We start from the raw sequence: 16,331 nt of genomic DNA on the forward strand, positions 1-16,331 counted from the left end.
ATAGACCAATTACTTCAGAAGCGCTCCGAGGGAGGGAACAGCTATGGCCATGGAAATCGACGAGGCCGTCATTCGCGTCAAGAACCCCGCCGACCTGAACGAGGTCGAGCCCCTCGAAATTAGCGATGAGGAGGCGGCCCGCGTTCGCCTCTACGATAACTTCTATCAGGTGAACTCCATCGACCCTGAGTTCTATCGCACCTACGATGTCAAGCGCGGTCTGCGCAACGCCGACGGCACGGGCGTGCTGGCTGGCATGACCAATGTATCCAATGTGCACGGCTATGTGGTGTCCGACGGCGAGAAGATGCCTGCCGAGGGCTCGCTGCGCCTGCGCGGCTACGACATCTACGACCTGCTGGGCGATTTGAATCCCGAGCGCCGCTTCGGCTTCGAAGAGGTGGCCTACCTGCTTATTATGGGCGAGCTGCCCACCCAAGAGCGCCTGGCCAAGTTTGTGGAGGTCGTCGATTCCCAGCGCGAGCTGCCTGACGGCTTCACCGCCAGCGTGCTTATGAACGACACCTCGCCCGACCTCATGAACATGATGCAGCGCTCCATTCTGCGTCTGTATGCGGCCGACGAGTGCGCCGAGGATCGCTCGCCGGGCCACGAGATTCACACGGCGCTGTCGCTCATCAGCCGCCTGCCGCGCATCATGGTGCTGGCCTATTACGCCAAGCAGGCCACCTTCAACCATGGCTCCATGATCATGCACCGCTTCGTGCCGGGGCAGTCCACGGCGGAGACTATCCTGTCCATGCTGCGTCCCGACCGTCAGTTCACGCCGGAGGAGGCACGCATGCTCGACATCATGCTGTGCCTGCATGCCGAGCACGGCGGCGGCAACAACTCCACTTTCACCACGCGCGTGCTGTCCTCGTCCGATACCGACCCGTATTCCACCTATGCGGCGGCCCTGGGGTCGCTCAAGGGCCATCGCCACGGCGGCGCCAACCACCAGGTGCGCGCCATGCAGGCCGAAATCAAGGAGAACGTCCAGCATTGGGACAATGACGACGAAGTGGCCTCCTACCTGGCGAAAATCGTCAACAAGCAAGCCTACGACGGCACAGGACTGGTCTATGGCATGGGCCACGCGGTGTACACGCTGTCCGACCCGCGCGCCGTTATCGGCAAGCGCTTTGCGGAGCAGTTGGCCGCCGGCACCGAATACGAGGCCGAGCTGAATCTGCTCAAGGCCATCGAGCGCCTCACCCCCGAAGTGTTCGCCCGCGAGAAGGGCTCTACCAAGGAGCTGTGCGCCAACGTGGACATGTACTCCGGCTTCATCTACTCCATGATGGGCATCCCGGAAGACCTGTTCACCCCGCTGTTCGCCTGCGCTCGCATGGCCGGCTGGGCGGCGCATCGCTTCGAGGAGATCGGTGCCGGCAAGCGCATCATCCGCCCCGCCTATAAGAACACCGTCCGCGGCACCAAGCCCTACGTGCCCATCGAGCGCCGCTAGGGGAGGGCACGGCCGACGGGCGCTGGCGGGGTGCCCCAGCGCCGGCGGCAATGGGGGCGCCCGCAGCATCGGAGGCGGCGCGCGGTCGACGGGCGCTGGCAGCAATGGCGGAGTCGTGCGGTCGACGAGCACCCGCTGCCTCGGCGGTGGCGCGCGGGCGAAGTCTGCGCCAGCTGGATCACCCCAGCACTGTCACTGGTCGAAATCCGCTCCAGGTTGATCCCGTCGAGTCTGCTGCTTGTCAAAACCTCCTCTGCGCTGATCTCGCTGCCGCTGTGCTGGTCGAAATCCGCCCCAGGTTGAGCTCGCGCCTGCTGCGCTGGTCGAAACCCGTCCCAGGTTGAAATCGCCCCTGCTGCGCTGGTCAAAAACTCCTCCAGGTTGATGCTTTTGCCCGAATTGGAGATTTTAAGGTCGCAATTCCGTCGAGGCGGGGTTTTTGCCCGAACTTCGCCCGTTTTTTGACCCGCAGGTGGTCAAATCGAGGCAGTTTTCCATCAGAGCACCCTATCGAGCGCGGCAAAAGCATCAACCTCGAGCGATTAGTGACCACCTTCAGGGGGAACGCGCTTCAGCTCCGATCCTGGTCTCAATCGAAGCCCCGTTTCCGATTTGGTCTTGACTACGGTTTTGGCTACGTCCTTGACCACGGCTCCGTTTTCAGCGTGGCTTCAATCACAACTCTAGTCCGAGCCTTAGTCCCAATCGAAGCCCCGGCTTCGACGTCGGCCCCGTCTCCAGTTCTGGCTTCGGCTTTGGCTCTGGCTTCGGCCCCGTTTCCGGTTCTGGCTTCGTCTTCGGTTCCGGCTTCGACTTTGGCTCCGGTCCCATCTTCAGTTCCGTCTCCGGCTCTAGCGTTGGCTTCGGCTTTAGCGCTGGCTTCGTTTCCGTCTCCAGTTCCGTCTCCGGCTCGAGCTCCGTCTCCGGTTCTAGCTTTGGCTCTCGACTGATCCCTGGCGAACAGCGTCCTTGAGAATCTCCTCAACAGCGCGCGCCTTTTCGCGATAGCGCTCATCTTCCTCGAGATCGGCCAGGGCGTTGAGATGCCGGCTGGCTACCCAGATGACGGCCTCGAGCGCCTCGAGGGCCACGGCGCGACGCTCTTCGCCTTCCAGGAAAGTAACGAGGGCATTTTCTCGCGCTTTGTAGAGGTTGGGCAGTTGGCGAGCACAGTCGAGGGCGAGCGTTTTACGTCCGAGCTTCCAGTAGGTAAAGCAGATGTTGAACAGGGTGGCGCTGCGCACTTCGCTGTCAACGGGCAGGCGCAGAATGCGTTCCTGCACCTCAAGCGATTCGCGCAAGTTGTTCGCGCGCTCTTCGGCGGTGCTCCCGGCCTTCTCGAGCGAGGTGGACAGCTGAACCAGAAGAAGGGCATCGTTGGGGAATTGCTCCAGGGCGCTATGCATCAGCTCGACGTTTTCGGCGTTGAGTCCGGCGTCGTTCTGGAGACGCCAGGTTTCATTGATAGTGGCATAGTCGCGCGTGCGCGAAGGGGGTGCGCACCCGAGAATCTCGTCGGTGGAGACGCTGAAGTGGGCAGCCAGGGCGGGAAGGAGGGTGATGTCGGGCAGCCCTTCGCCGCGCTCCCACTTGCTGACCGATTGCGGCGTGATGCCAAGGGCCTGTGCCACTTCCTCTTGGGTTTGCCGACGGGCCAGGCGAAGCGCGCGTACGTTTTCTGCAAGTTGAATCATCGAAGCTCCTTCGTAGGGGGTGCAACGAGTATAAAAGGCGCGCGACATCCTCGTCACGAACCGCTCAGGTGTGCGGAATCAATGGCGGGTTGAGGATGGGCTGCGAAGAGAGCCTCGTCGACGTTGCACCATCCTTCAGGCCATTTGTCGGAATCAAGAGCTGCGCATACCTCGTCGAGCATCTCTTCCGTGACTATGGTGCCATTGCTGGCTTTAATGTCTTCCATGACGTCGTCTCCTCGTTTCGGGCTGCAGCTACTCGCTTTTTTCCTCATGCTGCATCATCTGTTTTTCGACAAGGCTGATAACTTCTTGCTGGGAGTGCACTTCGAGCTTGCGATAGACCGTGCGAATGTAGGTTTTAACCGTATCTTGAGCCAGGACGAGATCGTTGCAAATATAGGCCCGATTGCGTCCACGGGCAAGGTAGACAAGGATGTCGGTCTCGCGGCTGGTGAGTTTTCGGTAGGCCCCCAAGGTTCGACAAGCTTCGACAAGGTCGTCGGGGACCGTTTCGTCGGAGGGCCTGACGAGCCCCCAGCCGGTCTTGAGGTTTTTCGAACTGAATACCAGCAATGCTACCATGAAAAGCACGAGCACCATTACGGCAGCGTAGCCGTTGCAAAGTTCTTCTTGCAGCGGCTGAAGGGGTCGCGTTGTGGGCAAAAGCGCTAGGCCAACACCGAGAAACTGCCCTGCCATCAGTGCGCTGGTGTTGACGGCGCAGACCCAGTTGGTGGGCAGTTGCTTGTCTTTGATGATGTAGATGGTGACCGACCATATTGCCAGATCGACAAAGCGATAGCCAATAGCATGAACGCCGACGCCGAAGGCACCGAAAGAGTGCACGGCTAGGATGGTGAGCCATGCTGCCGCCATGATGGGAAAGCCGATGCGATAGATGAAAGCGTTGTAGTCGACGCGAAAAAGCAGGACAACTCCCAGAATAAGAAGAGCACCGACCATATAGCCAATGGTCGCGGCAAAAGCGGGAATGTCGGCAAAGGAAGACGAAAGCACCGCTATGAGTCCCAAGGAAAGTCCCTGAACGAAGGCAGTAGCAAGGAGCTTCCAAGGAACATATACAGTGGTCGCGACATCGGAGTGTCGCGGCGAAGATTGGTAGGCCGGATCATGGAAGAGCGCACAGGCGCTCAAGCCCGGCAGTATCGCCAAAAGAAGCCACAGGGCGGTTAGGGGCAGCAACTCGGTTGCGATGACAAACGCCCCTGCAATGAGCGTAGCGAAAACGCAGCTAATGATAGTGGCGCGTGCTCCGAGGGATACAAAGAGACGCGCCCATTCCGTATGAAGAAAGGCAGCGCTCGAGCCAGCAAGAAGGCAGCCGAAAATGCAGCAGATGCTTCCGAGCAAGGGCGATCGAGGGTAAAGCCAAAAGCCGCCAACAATGAGCAAGGTTCCTGCGGTAACGAATGTCGCGAGTGTTCGTTCGTAACGTGGCCCTTGCGGCACGATATGCTTCACTTGATAGAGGAGACCAATAGCCGCAAAACCCAACGCGTAAAAAAGAAGTGGCAGGTAGTAAAGCAATGTGAAAAGGAGCGAGGCTGATTCGCTGAGGGCGAGTCGCTCGGAGTCTTGAAAGAGCAGCCAAATCCACGCCCAGAATAATCCAAAGGCCACGACGCGAGACGGCCGCGTTTTGACGGCCTGGAGGCTAATGCCGAGGCCGGGAGTTTTTTCTCGCAGGCCTTGCGTAGCCTTCTCCCTAATACTTGCGACGCGCATGACTTCTCCCTCCCAAAGCGGCTTAAACGTTAGGCCGCTGTTTCATGGTAGTACAGAAAAGAAGGGAAAGCCTGATCAAGTGACCCCCCTGGCAGGGGGGTTTTGGCAATTTGGCGAAAGACCCTCCTCTGAGGTGGCTGGTTCTGCGGTGCGAATCGGCGCAGGATGGGGCTGCAGGCAATTCTGGAGGATCCATAGGAGGGAACCATGAAATCCATTTCACGTCGCAATTTTCTTACGGGCGCTGCTGCGTTGGGGGCAACGGGCCTAGCTCTGGGCGCTACGGGATGCGCGCCCAGCAAACAAGGGGAGAAGGAGCTTTCTGCAACAGGCTCCTCGGAAGGAACGTCGGGCTATTCGTTTGAAACGGCCCCCGACCCTATTCCCGAGTCGGACATTGTCGAAACCCACTCAGCCGATCTCATTGTGGTAGGCGCAGGCTTCTCGGGTCTGTGCACGGCTCTTTCGGCCCTCGAGGCGGGCCTCAGCACTATCGTAGTGACTGATAGCGAGACGGCTGTTTCGCGCGGCGGATCCAATCACGCCGCTTACAGCAAGGTGATGGAGGCGGCTGGCATTGAGCGCCGCGATCCCGGCTCTTTCTTTAAGCAGGAAATGTGGCGCTCGGGATACAACGTCGACCTGAATAAATGGATGCGCTGGTGGAACCATTCTGAGGAAACCATGAACTGGATGATCGACCTGCTGGCAAAGCACAACATCCAGACCATTCTCGAGCGGGGAAATACCGATCCAGTTGATGGCATCAACGCCATGGAGGTAGGCTCCCATTCCTTTGTGAATGATGAGATTACGGCTGCAGGGTCGGGTCAGCAACTTGCCGTCGATGCCCTTGCCGAGGACATCCAGGGTTACGACAACGGAGAAATTTACTGGAAGCATTTCGCTGAGCAGCTGATCCGTGAAGACGAGAACACGGGGCGCGTTACCGCGGTGGTTGCCAAGAACGAAAACGATGAGTACGTAAAGTTCGAGGGAACAAAGGCAATCGTGCTGGCAACGGGTGACTTCTCTGCCGACGGCGAGATGATGGAGAAGTACTGCAAGTGGGTTATTCCCGTTATGGCGGGCGATTCCGACTACCAGCTCTATGATTGGCAGCAGTTCGGCGGCCTCTATGAGGGGCGCGGCCAGAAGATGGGTTTGTGGGTCGGTGCGGCGTGGCAGAAGACGTACCCGAACTGCGCCATGATCATGGACATCCAGTATATGGATATGTCCTCGAATCAGCCCTACGGCTCTCATCGCGGGCTGATTGTGAACAACCGCGGACAGCGCTTCATTAACGAGGACTGCAATGCGGCGCAGATTGCCATGGTTCAGATTCATCAGCCGCAAATGGAAATGTACTCTCTTTGGCCCGATGCGTGGGCTGATTTCGCGCAGCCGTTCTATCCCTTCTCGGCACGCTTGGACGATGAGCCCTATACCCCAGAGCAGGTTCGTGCCATCTGGGAAGAAGCGGTGGAGAACGGGTCTATGTGGAAAGCGGACACCGTCGAGGATTTGGTGGCTCAGCTCGAGCTTCCGGAGGAAACCCTGGCGACCGTCGATCGGTACAACGGCTATTGCAAGAACGGCGAAGACACAGAGTTCTATAAATCGCCCAGCTATTTGCTAGCTCTTGAGGAAGGGCCGTTCTACGGCAACAAATCCGTGCGTCCCACGTTCTTTACCGTGCTTGGAGGCTTGCGCACCAATTTGGAGATGCAAGTATGCGATGAGGACGACAACCCCATTCCGGGCTTGTACAACGTAGGTTCGATGGCGGGAGACCTCTTCGCTGGAAACTACAACTTCATGATTGAGGGCCATAGCTATGGTATGTGCCTGACTCTGGGCTATCTTACCGGCAAGTACATTGCGGAAAACGAATAGTCCCTCTTTGCCCTCCCTGAAAAGCGGAAGCCTTCGGGCTTCCGCTTTTTCATGTGAGGCCGGTTCCTCGTTGCATTAACCTTCAGGCGAGGTTCGATCTAAAATCCCGATAACAGTATGCGCCACAGCTGAAAGAACCCCTTCGGTCGTAAACGAACCGCAGGAGAATATTCCCTGCGCTACAATGGCGAAAGACCAAAACGGGCAGCTTTTTGCTGCGAGCCGCATGGGCGTCGGGCTTCGGCTGGTTTTCGCTGACTTTGCTGCCGACGCGCTATCACTGAAGGAGCTTCCATGAACATTGGGTTTATCGGGCTGGGGAATATGGCCACGGCCATTATCGGCGGTCTTTTGCGCGAGGGCACGGTGCTCGGCGCGGGCGAAGAGGCCATCACTGCGGCCAACATTATCGGCTCGGCGAAAACCGGGGCCACCCGCCGCGCCAAGGCCGAAGAGTTCGGCATTGTCGTTACGGCCGATAACCGCACCGTGGTCGAGCAGGCCGATGTGGTGGTTTTGGCGGTGAAGCCCCAGTTCTTCCCTGAGGTTATCGAGGAAGTTCGTGACGTTATTGGCGACAAGCTGGTCATCAGCATTGCCGCGGGTCTTACTCTGGAGCGCATCGCCGACCTGTTCGGCCGCGATGCGGCCACGATGCGCCTCATTCGTTGCATGCCCAATACGCCAGCCCTTGTGAATGCCGGCTGCACCGCTGTGTGCCTAGGCGAGGGCACTACGGAGGCCGACGAAGAGACCTGCATCGGTCTGATGAGCAGCTTCGGCCGCGCCGTGGTCATCCCCGAGCGCCTGATGGACGCGGCCAGTGCGGTCAGCGGGTCGTCACCGGCCTTCGTGTTCATGTTCATCGAGTCGCTGGCCGATGGCGCCGTGGCCGCCGGTATGCCGCGCGCTCAGGCCTACGAGTTCGCCGCTGCGGCCGTGGCGGGCAGCGCTCAGCTGGTGTTGGAGGCGGGTCGCCACCCGGGCGACCTCAAGGACATGGTATGCTCGCCCGGCGGTACCACCATCCAGGGCGTGAAGGCCCTGGAGGAGGGCGGTTTCCGCGCCAGCGTCATGAACGCCGTCGACGCCTGCGTGCGCAAGGCGCAGCAGCTATAGGGAACGCGGGCGGCTCTGAGCTGAGAGGTTTGGTCTTTGCTTCCAGAAAGAGAGGGTTTGGTACCTGGATTTTGCCAGAATGGGGCTCGTTGGTATCGTTAGGTTAGCGTTTCCCCTGGTGGTGAAAGGCTTCTTGCAAGCAGCAGGGTACCAAAGGATGCCATTTGGGAACTTAAGCGTGCGCCGACGTGCGATGTATAGCGTGGCGGGATGGGCAGCTCGAAGCTCCAAAGAAAAGCCCCGGGGGATGCCCCGGGGCTTTGTCGTTTCTGGCGGAGGCAGTAGGATTCGAACCCACGGTACCTCTCGGCACAACAGTTTTCAAGACTGCCGCCTTCAACCACTCGGCCATGCCTCCGTAGGAAAAACAGGATACCACAACGAACGGGTGGGCTATTCCTCAACTAGGTCGATCAATTCCTGCTGGGAGTGCACGCTCAGCTTCTCGTAAATATGGCGAATGTGGGTGGCCACGGTATTCTTCGACAGATACAGCGAATCGCGAATGTAAGGCCGGCTGCGCCCTTGGGCCAGCAGCAGGAAAATCTCAGTCTCGCGCGCTGATAGCCCAAAGCGCTGAGCCACGGCGGTGCGGTGGGCCAGGATGGCGTCCATCTCCGCGCCGTAGGAGAATGCCACGGGTGCGGGGGCGCTTTCTGAGTTCGCTATCGCGGCCCGACCGTCTGCAACGCTGTCGTCAAGTAGCGCGTTGCGGCCCGCGGTTTCCGCCACTGCGGTCTGGGCGCGCGTCGCCGTTAAGGCTCGCTCGTCCTGGGGGACCAGCAGCGAGGCTAGACAGAAGGCCCCTAGAATTACCAAGCAGGCAAAAAGGCTTTCGTCACTCGTGGCTAGCTGCACTGCAAAGGGCTCAAGTAGCACATAGCCCAGAAGCACGCCGAAGTAGCCGGCCCATTCGCCCCATCCAATGAAAAAAGCAGCAGGGCGCTGCGTGACCTGGGCCAACTTCACCACGTAGAGCACGATGATGATCTCGATGCCCGTGAACACCACGTTCATGAGCACGCGCGAAAGAGCCGCTGCTTCGACAAAAGGCAGCGGCGCGGCAACCATGGCTACTACGAAGGGAACGGTGATCCAGCGGTAGAGCGCGGTGATATTGACCCGGCGTGCGAAAAGCACGATGGATATTGAGAGGGCGATGGCGAAGAGCATGCCGGCCATGGTGGTAAAGGCCTCGTCCGTGGGGGAGAGCGGAACGGCAACGACGGCCGCCGACAGGCAGGCGAGAATGTAGACGATCACCACCAGGATGAGCATACGGGCGAAGGCGTGCAGGCTTACTGGCCCGACTGCCTCGGCCGACTCCTTTTCGGCTGGCGCAATGTGCCCCTCCTGAAAGCTGTGGCGCGACAAAGCGAAGAGAAGCCCCGAAAGAAGGGGAAGCGCCACCAGAAGCGGCATGCTAACAGCGGGCGCAAGGGCGGGAATAACCAGGGTGCAGAGCAGCGTCGCCACGAATGACGCGGGTACGACGGTTTCGATAATGCCCATGTCCAGCTTGGAGAAAAGCGCGGTCCACAGCAGGACGAGCAAAGCGGGCCCGCAGCCTGTGCCGATGCCAGCCGCGATCACGCACAGCAACCTGGTGGTGCCAACGGTCGATTCGGCGCCCAAGACCGCAACGGTGCCCACCGAGCACAGCAGCGGCGCAGCTACGGTTATCCAACGTCGGTCGACCAAAGTGCGGGTGCGACCAGCGAGAGCGATGGCCAGACAGGTAAGAGGCGTCAGCGCGGCCGAAAGGAGCCAGCCGTCGCCGCCCTGGAGCGTGCTCGGCGATCCGTCTCCCATGAACGGAATCTCCCACAGGCAGGTGCTCCAGGCATAAATGAGGCCGAAGCCTAGAAGGCGCAATGGTAGGTTGGCGTCCAGCCGCGCCAGAACCATCCCCGTGCGACTTGGGCTGGTGCGACGCGCCTGGTTTTCGTCCGGACCCTGTTTCTCGCACGGGTCCTGCTTTTCGCGGGCTTTGCGATCGGCGCCGGAGTCTTGTTCCCTGTGGGCGTTGTGCGTCATGGCGTTCCCCCTCCCTTTTGCCTTCCACCTTAGGCAAAAACGGCTCGGCGGCCATCACCTCACCGCGGTGATTTTACCAAAGTCTTCCCAGTTCCAGGCCATCACCTCTCGTTGCGGTGATGTTCAAACTGCCCTTGCTCCGTAAAGTGCGTCTTGCTGAAAACGCCAGGAGCGGAATGGCGCGACCTCAGGGGTTGCCGCACCAATTCATCCGCTTCGGGAGGGAAACCAAGGAGGATCAACTATGGAAACATCAATGAATCGCCGCGCATTTCTCGGGCTGACGGCTTTCGGTGCGCTGGCCGCTGGAGCGGGCTTGGCAGGCTGCGCCCCCCAGCCCTCGAATGCTGGCGCCGCCGAGCCGCTCGGTGATACAGGCGAGGCCCCCGCGGAGGGCATCAAGCGCAAGGAGGGCTCGGAGACCAAGCAATGCGATGTGGCCATCGTCGGCGCGGGCGCGGCCGGTCTCATGGCGGCCATGAATCTGGCTCGTGGCGGCAAGAAGGTCGTGGTCATCGAGGCGGGTCCTTCGGCGGCTATCTCGAACTTCTCCATGTGCGGTGGCCCCACGGCCTGCGAGACTAAGCTGCAGGCCCAGGAGAATGCCACGGTGCCGCTCGATCAGATTTTCACCTACATGAACGATTTCTCGCGCGGCAGCGTGAACAGCGCGCTTTTGCGCAATTGCCTGGCTCACACGGGCGGAGCCATCGATGCCATGCTTGATCTGGGTATCGAGATGGAGCTTATTCCCGACACCTACGGCGTGGGCTTCCGCGGCCGCCATTATTTCATGGAGGATGGCGAAGGGCGCACGGCTCCCATCGTGGCCGATATCGAGGCCAACGGTGGCGAGTTCCTCTACAACACCCGCGGCGAGAAAGTTATCATGGAGGACGGCAAGGCGGTGGGCGTGCAGACCGACGCTGGTATCGACGTGATGGCCCCGGCCGTAGTGGTGTGCACCGGTGGCTTCGGCGGCAACGAGGAGATGCAGATCGAGAAGCTGAACACCACGGTGTTCCCCCTGGGCAGCACCATCTCCGACGGCACGGGCATCAATATGGTGCTGGATGCCGGCGGCGCTTGGGACCGCAACTTCGCCGTGCTCGGCAACGAGTGCGGTGCCGTGTCGAAGGCCACCACGAACCCCTTCACCGAGGATTGGCACAACACCAACGAGCACCTGGGCTACTGGCTGTTCGGCGGCCTCTACACCGATCCGGTGGGCGAGCGCTTCATCAGCGAAGGCAAGATTGCCCAGTTCCCGCTGGCAGTAGGCGGCGAGGCGCTGCTGCGTGCCGGCAAGGCCTACGTCATCATGGACGACGACTATTACCAGGCGGTGCAGAACGAGGGCATCTACGCCTATCTGGGCGAGCCCGAGGCCTGGATTGCCGGCCCGGAGGCGGGCTACTACAACGTGACCCCCGAGAACGGTGAGGCGCATCTGCAGGAGGCCATCGAGCAGGGTTGGGCCGTGAAGGCCGACAGCATTGCCGAGATTGCCGAGGCCTTCGACTTGCCGGCGCTGGAGAAGACCGTTGAGGCCTACAACGGCTACTGCGAGAAGGGCGTCGACGAGGAGTACGGCAAGGAGGCCCATTTCCTGAAGGCTGTGAAGACCCCGCCGTTCTACGCCTTCGAGTACGTGCCCAGCTGCTGGTCCACCAACGGCGGCGTGAAGGTGGACAGCCACCTGCGCGCCGTGGACAAGGACAACAAGGCCATCCCCGGCCTGTACGTGGCCGGCGTGGACCAGGGCTCGGTCTACAGCGTGCCCTACTACACCAACGAGGGCTCCTCGGTGGGTCTGGCCCTGGGCTCCGGCGCCTACGTAGCCGACGAGATCCTGAACGCCTAAGACCCCCATTCATTCCCCTGCCATCCCTTGGGAGCGCCCTGGCGAGGGCGCCGCCCCAACGGAGATTTCGAAGAGCACGGCCGACCCTCCCCGGCCGTGCTCTTCGTTTCGTTATAATCCTCCTCATGAACGAAACGCGTACTGCCGCTGAGCAGCGGCTTCTCGACGAACAGTACATGGCGCTGGCCCTGGAAGAGGCCCGGGCCGCGGCCGCCATGGGCGAGGTGCCCATCGGTGCGGTGGTGGTGTACGAGCCCATCGATCGCGCCACGCGCCGCGCCACGGCCGAACCCCAGGTTATTGCGCGGGCCCATAACCGTCGTGAGACCGATCGCGACCCCGCGGGCCACGCGGAGTTTCTGGCTATGAAAGAGGCCTCTCGCGTACTGGATGCCTGGCGCCTCACGGACTGTACGGTGTACGTCACGCTGGAGCCCTGTATCATGTGTGCCGGCCTCATGCACCAGGCGCGGGTGAGCCGCTGCGTGTTCGGCGCCCCGGATCAGAAGGCCGGGGCCACGGGCACGCTCTACCAGGTGCACCGCGATGAGCGTCTCAACCATCAGTTCGATGTCGAAGCCGGCGTCTGCGAAGAGGAGTGCGTCGCCCTGCTGCAGGAGTTCTTCCGCGCACGGCGAGCGAAGCGAAAGGAAAGCCAATGACCGAGAACGTGCAGCGCAATCGCGAGATGGAGGTCAACCTGCTGGCGGCGGCCAAGGACGCCCAGTGGTCGGCGGGCACGTTTTTGGGGGCCGGTTCCACCAAGTTGGTATCCCCGGCGAAGGTAAACCTCGTGTTGGCGGTGGGACCGCGCCGCGACGACGGCTACCACGACGTGCAGACGGTCATGCACGGACTGGCCTTGCACGACACGGTGTACCTGCATGCGGAAGAGCTTTCCGAGGACGAGTTGGCGCGCACGGCCGCGGAGTTGGCCGAGGCTCAGGCGGCTTTGGCCCAAGCGGAAGAGGACGCTCGGGCTCAGGACGTTCCGGCGGAGCAGGCGACGGCCGCAGCTCGCGCCCGCGTGCCGCGCGCAGCGGCGCTGCTGGATGCCCGGGCCGTGGGCGGCCCGGCGGACAACCTGCTGGTGGAAATCGACCTGTCCGACCGCACGGGCCAGGACCTGACCGTGCCGACGGCCGACAACCTGGCCTTCAAGGCGGCCGATCGCCTGGCGCGCACGGTGGGTCGCGATGCTCCCGAGAAGGTGTCGCTGCGCATCGAGAAGCATATCCCGGCCCAGGGCGGTTTGGGCGGCGGCTCGTCCAACGCCGCGGCGGTGCTGGTGGGGCTGGCGTCGAAGTGGGGTCTTGCGGTCGATGACCCGCGCATTCTGGAAGTTGCCCAGGGGCTTGGCGCCGATGTGGCCTTCTTCCTGCAGGGTGGCTGCCGCCTGTTCGAGGGCGTCGGCGAGCGCGAGGTGCGCACCTTGGCGCCTTCGCGTCAGGCCGTGGTGCTGGTGCGCCCCCAGGCAGGGGTGTCCACGGCTGCCTGCTATCGCCGCTTCGACGAAGACCCCCAGGAAGTAGACGCACGTGCCTTGTCGGTTATGGAACGGGCAGAGGATGCGGCGTCGCTGGTGCTGGCCAACAACTTGGGACCGGCAGCCGAGGCGCTTCTGCCCGAGCTGGCCGTCGTCCGCCAATGGCTTGGCGAGTGCGTGGGGGAGGGCAACGTGCTGCTGTGCGGCAGCGGATCCACCACCTTCGCGCTGGTCGACTCGTTTGACCAGGCCAGCGCCTTGGCCGTGGAGGCCAGCAAGCAGGGGTGGTGGGCGCGCCCCACGAATCTGTCGGGGCTGCGCGCAGCCATGGTGCCGGGGCGCTAGGGTATTCCGCCGCGGGAGCGAAGCCGTGCGGGCGCGCAATCGTCCGAACGCTGTGGCATTCCGTAGTGCAGGCGGCGCCGCGGGCAAACCGTGCAGGCGCAGCCTCGTGGCGGGCAGGCGCAGCAGTTCCCTGGCAGCTGGGGGCAAGCGTAACAAGCCGCTTTCTTCCCCGCGTGCCCCGCGGCGCGGCGGAGAAAAGCCGCTAGAATAGCAACAGCAATACGGGAGACACCGAGGACTAAAAGAAGGAGGACGCCATGGGACTGCTCGCTCGTCTTTCGCGCGTGGTGCCGCTTGCCCTGCTTCTGGCGCTGGTGGCGGCCATTATCTACCTGGTGGTCACGTACCGTCATTCTCCGGCCCGGGCCAAAGAAGTGCTCATCCTGGTGTTCACGTGGCTGTGCGGTGGTCTCAGCGTGTTTTTCGCTCTGGCCTCGGTGTACGCCTTCTTCGACCACGCCTCGGCGGTGCTGGATCTGACCGCCAGCTTCCTGGCGGTGACGCTGGTGGGCCTGGCCATCACGCGTTTCTGCAACTATCGCTTCCTCAAGCACAACCCGCACTACCGTCAGAAGCGCCTGGAAGCCCACACCAAGCGTCGTTGGCCTTGGAGTCGATAGACCCCCCTCGCGGGTTCGAACCCCTGGAGGGCCACAACAATGAAAAACGCCCTCGGCTGAGGGCGTTGCATATTTGGTTGCTCGGGCTTGCTGCCGGTTGTCAGAGACTCGCGCCTGGCTAACCGCCTCCACCTTCCAACCATTTAGTTCCAAAATCGGCGGATTTGGTTCCCATGTGTTGCGGCAGGCAAAATTCTGATCAGGGGTTTTACGGAAAGGAGGAACCAAAGCGCCTAAATTTGCCAGCCTAAAGGGAACCAAAGTGGCCAATTTAGGAAGCTGGCCCCCGGAGGGTTCCAGCAATGAAAAACGCCCTCGGCTGAGGGCGTTGCATTTTAAGTGGCGGAGGAGTAGGGATTCGAACCCTAGATGCCCTTGTGGGGCATACTCACTTAGCAGGCGAGCACCTTCGGCCTCTCGGTCACTCCTCCGCGTAATGCTGTATCTTACCTGACCCTTGGGGGTTTCGCAACGCAGAATTCGGCGTTTTTGGTAATCTACGCAATAAGGAAAAGCAGCGGCCGTCGGCGCTCGGGGAAGTGCGGCGGCTGCAGCAGGCAGCTTTCGCGGCTGCGCCTGCCGTAGGGCGAGCATCGATGCGCGCTAGGGCGGTTGCGGAGCGCGGGGCGCGAGGAAAGGAACGTCCGTGATTGGTCGCTATACCCGCCCGGAGATGGGCCACATCTGGGAGCTCGAGAACAAGTTCGCCATCTGGAAGGAAATCGAGGTGCTGGCCTGCGAGGCTCAGGCCGAGCTGGGTCAGGCGGGCATCACGCGTGAGGAGGCCCAGTGGATTCGCGATCATGCCGATTTCACCGTGGAGGAAATCGACGAGATCGAGAAGGTAACGAATCACGACGTCATCGCGTTCACCACCTGCATGGCCAACTACATCGACGCTGACATTCCCGAGGGCGCCGACAAGCCCAGCCGTTGGGTGCACTACGGCATGACCTCTTCTGACCTGGGCGATACGGCCCTGTCCTATCAGGTCACCCAAGCTTGCGATATCATCATCGAGGATATCAAGCGCTTGGGCGAAACCTGCAAGCGCCGCGCCTTCGAGTTCCAAAACGTGCTGTGCGTCGGCCGTACCCACGGCATTCATGCCGAGCCCATGACCTTCGGCATGAAGTTCGGCAGCTGGGCCTGGGCCTTGAAGCGCGCGCTTACCCGCATGGAGGAGGCCCGCGCTGTGGCCGCCACCGGCGCCATCTCGGGCGCTGTGGGCACCTATTCCTCCATCGATCCCTACGTCGAGCAGTACGTTTGCGAGAAGATGGGCCTCACTCCCGACCCGCTGTCCACCCAGGTGCTGGCCCGCGACCGCCATGCCCAGGTAATGGCTGCTTTGGCTGTTACCGCCTCTACGCTGGAGTCCATTGCTATGCAGGTGCGCCTGCTGCAGCAATCCGACGTCATTGAGGCCGAGGAGCCGTTCACCAAGGGGCAGAAGGGCTCGTCGGCCATGCCCCACAAGCGCAACCCTATTACCGCCGAGCGCGTCTGCGGCCTGGCCCGCGTGGTGAAGGCGAACGCCCAGGTGGCCTTCGATAACGTGGCCCTGTGGTTCGAGCGCGACATCAGCCACTCCGGCGCCGAGCGCGTGGTGCTGGCCGACAGCTTCACGGCGCTTGACTACATGTTCGCCAAGATGCAGTGGATGCTCGACGGCCTGCAAACCTACCCCGCCAAGATGGAGCACAACCTGTGGCGCACCAAGGGTCTCATCTTCTCCAGCAAGGTGCTGCTGGCCCTGGTAGATGCCGGTATTTCCCGTGAGGACGCCTACGTCATCGTGCAGCGCAACGCCATGAAGGTGTGGGAGGACATCCAGAACGCCGTGGACGGCCCCACCTATCGTCAGCGTCTGGAGGCCGACGAGGAGGCCATGGCGCTCCTCTCGGCCGAGAAGCTCGACGAGATCTTCGACCCCTGGGACTTCCTCACCCGCAAGGACATCGTGTTCGATCGCTTGGAGGATCTGGAGTTCTAGGTTTCCGCTTTCGCAAGATGCTCCAGGAGCGTCCTTTTCGATACCTGCAAA

12 protein-coding genes and 2 tRNA genes are annotated in these 16,331 nt (G+C 61.5%); 8 read left to right on the forward strand and 6 right to left on the reverse strand.

What is annotated here, in order from left to right:
- Nucleotides 1–43: 43 nt before the first annotated feature.
- The gene (locus PZH32_RS02740; protein ID WP_275206102.1) at nucleotides 44–1,471 is read left to right on the forward strand and encodes a citrate/2-methylcitrate synthase; all 1,428 of its coding nucleotides are present in this window, start codon (nucleotides 44–46) and stop codon (nucleotides 1,469–1,471) included.
- A 929-nt stretch (nucleotides 1,472–2,400) separates the two neighbouring features.
- On the opposite strand, the gene PZH32_RS02745 is transcribed toward PZH32_RS02740, so the two are convergent.
- Genes PZH32_RS02745 through PZH32_RS02755 form a run of 3 tightly spaced genes read right to left on the reverse strand, consistent with a single transcriptional unit; the run spans nucleotide 2,401 to nucleotide 4,914 of the window.
- Nucleotides 2,401–3,165, reverse strand: a complete 765-nt coding sequence (locus PZH32_RS02745) for a helix-turn-helix domain-containing protein (protein WP_275206103.1) — start codon at nucleotides 3,163–3,165, stop codon at nucleotides 2,401–2,403.
- A 53-nt stretch (nucleotides 3,166–3,218) separates the two neighbouring features.
- The gene (locus tag PZH32_RS02750; RefSeq protein WP_275206104.1) at nucleotides 3,219–3,392 is read right to left on the reverse strand and encodes a hypothetical protein; all 174 of its coding nucleotides are present in this window, start codon (nucleotides 3,390–3,392) and stop codon (nucleotides 3,219–3,221) included.
- A gap of 28 nt (nucleotides 3,393–3,420) precedes the next feature.
- Entirely contained in the window at nucleotides 3,421–4,914 is a 1,494-nt protein-coding gene (locus PZH32_RS02755; RefSeq protein ID WP_275206105.1) for a response regulator transcription factor, read from the reverse strand.
- Between the two features lie 207 nt (nucleotides 4,915–5,121).
- Between PZH32_RS02755 and PZH32_RS02760 the strand changes: the two genes are divergently transcribed.
- Nucleotides 5,122–6,813 (forward strand): FAD-dependent oxidoreductase, encoded by a 1,692-nt coding sequence (locus tag PZH32_RS02760; RefSeq protein WP_275206106.1) that lies wholly within the window; start codon nucleotides 5,122–5,124, stop codon nucleotides 6,811–6,813.
- A gap of 294 nt (nucleotides 6,814–7,107) precedes the next feature.
- Nucleotides 7,108–7,932 carry a pyrroline-5-carboxylate reductase gene (proC, locus tag PZH32_RS02765; protein WP_275206107.1) on the forward strand — a complete coding sequence of 275 codons (825 nt, stop codon included), beginning with the start codon at nucleotides 7,108–7,110 and terminating at the stop codon, nucleotides 7,930–7,932.
- Between the two features lie 270 nt (nucleotides 7,933–8,202).
- On the opposite strand, the gene PZH32_RS02770 is transcribed toward proC, so the two are convergent.
- Nucleotides 8,203–8,290, reverse strand: a tRNA-Ser gene (locus PZH32_RS02770).
- Nucleotides 8,291–8,325: 35 nt separating this feature from the next.
- The gene (locus PZH32_RS02775) at nucleotides 8,326–9,969 is read right to left on the reverse strand and encodes a LuxR C-terminal-related transcriptional regulator (protein ID WP_275206108.1); all 1,644 of its coding nucleotides are present in this window, start codon (nucleotides 9,967–9,969) and stop codon (nucleotides 8,326–8,328) included.
- A 244-nt stretch (nucleotides 9,970–10,213) separates the two neighbouring features.
- On the opposite strand from PZH32_RS02775, the gene PZH32_RS02780 reads away from it, so the two are divergent.
- From PZH32_RS02780 to PZH32_RS02795, 4 genes are all read left to right on the forward strand, one after another.
- On the forward strand, nucleotides 10,214–11,833 hold the full coding sequence (locus tag PZH32_RS02780; protein ID WP_275206109.1) for an FAD-dependent oxidoreductase: 1,620 nt from the start codon (nucleotides 10,214–10,216) through the stop codon (nucleotides 11,831–11,833).
- Between the two features lie 125 nt (nucleotides 11,834–11,958).
- Nucleotides 11,959–12,495, forward strand: a complete 537-nt coding sequence (gene tadA, locus PZH32_RS02785; RefSeq protein WP_275206110.1) for a tRNA adenosine(34) deaminase TadA — start codon at nucleotides 11,959–11,961, stop codon at nucleotides 12,493–12,495.
- On the forward strand, nucleotides 12,492–13,664 hold the full coding sequence (locus PZH32_RS02790; RefSeq protein WP_275206111.1) for a 4-(cytidine 5'-diphospho)-2-C-methyl-D-erythritol kinase: 1,173 nt from the start codon (nucleotides 12,492–12,494) through the stop codon (nucleotides 13,662–13,664). Before tadA ends, PZH32_RS02790 begins: the two co-directional genes overlap by 4 nt.
- Nucleotides 13,665–13,921: 257 nt before the next feature.
- Nucleotides 13,922–14,284: a guanylate cyclase gene (locus tag PZH32_RS02795; protein ID WP_275206112.1), complete on the forward strand. Its 363-nt coding sequence runs from the start codon at nucleotides 13,922–13,924 to the stop codon at nucleotides 14,282–14,284.
- Between the two features lie 340 nt (nucleotides 14,285–14,624).
- Here the strand turns inward: PZH32_RS02795 and PZH32_RS02800 are convergent.
- Nucleotides 14,625–14,715: transfer RNA gene (locus tag PZH32_RS02800), tRNA-Ser, on the reverse strand.
- 215 nt (nucleotides 14,716–14,930) lie between these two features.
- Between PZH32_RS02800 and purB the strand changes: the two genes are divergently transcribed.
- Nucleotides 14,931–16,280 carry an adenylosuccinate lyase gene (purB, locus tag PZH32_RS02805; RefSeq protein WP_275206113.1) on the forward strand — a complete coding sequence of 450 codons (1,350 nt, stop codon included), beginning with the start codon at nucleotides 14,931–14,933 and terminating at the stop codon, nucleotides 16,278–16,280.
- Nucleotides 16,281–16,331: the final 51 nt, after the last annotated feature.

Source organism: Adlercreutzia equolifaciens, assembly GCF_029076695.1.
Lineage (GTDB): Bacteria > Actinomycetota > Coriobacteriia > Coriobacteriales > Eggerthellaceae > Adlercreutzia > Adlercreutzia equolifaciens_A.

Coding starts and splice junctions, on each gene's coding strand:
- PZH32_RS02740 (WP_275206102.1), top strand. CDS start 44: ATGGCCATGGAAATCGACGAGGCCGTCATTCGCGTCAAGAACCCCGCC.
- PZH32_RS02745 (WP_275206103.1), bottom strand. CDS start 3,165: ATGATTCAACTTGCAGAAAACGTACGCGCGCTTCGCCTGGCCCGTCGG.
- PZH32_RS02750 (WP_275206104.1), bottom strand. CDS start 3,392: ATGGAAGACATTAAAGCCAGCAATGGCACCATAGTCACGGAAGAGATG.
- PZH32_RS02755 (WP_275206105.1), bottom strand. CDS start 4,914: ATGCGCGTCGCAAGTATTAGGGAGAAGGCTACGCAAGGCCTGCGAGAA.
- PZH32_RS02760 (WP_275206106.1), top strand. CDS start 5,122: ATGAAATCCATTTCACGTCGCAATTTTCTTACGGGCGCTGCTGCGTTG.
- proC (WP_275206107.1), top strand. CDS start 7,108: ATGAACATTGGGTTTATCGGGCTGGGGAATATGGCCACGGCCATTATC.
- PZH32_RS02775 (WP_275206108.1), bottom strand. CDS start 9,969: ATGACGCACAACGCCCACAGGGAACAAGACTCCGGCGCCGATCGCAAA.
- PZH32_RS02780 (WP_275206109.1), top strand. CDS start 10,214: ATGGAAACATCAATGAATCGCCGCGCATTTCTCGGGCTGACGGCTTTC.
- tadA (WP_275206110.1), top strand. CDS start 11,959: ATGAACGAAACGCGTACTGCCGCTGAGCAGCGGCTTCTCGACGAACAG.
- PZH32_RS02790 (WP_275206111.1), top strand. CDS start 12,492: ATGACCGAGAACGTGCAGCGCAATCGCGAGATGGAGGTCAACCTGCTG.
- PZH32_RS02795 (WP_275206112.1), top strand. CDS start 13,922: ATGGGACTGCTCGCTCGTCTTTCGCGCGTGGTGCCGCTTGCCCTGCTT.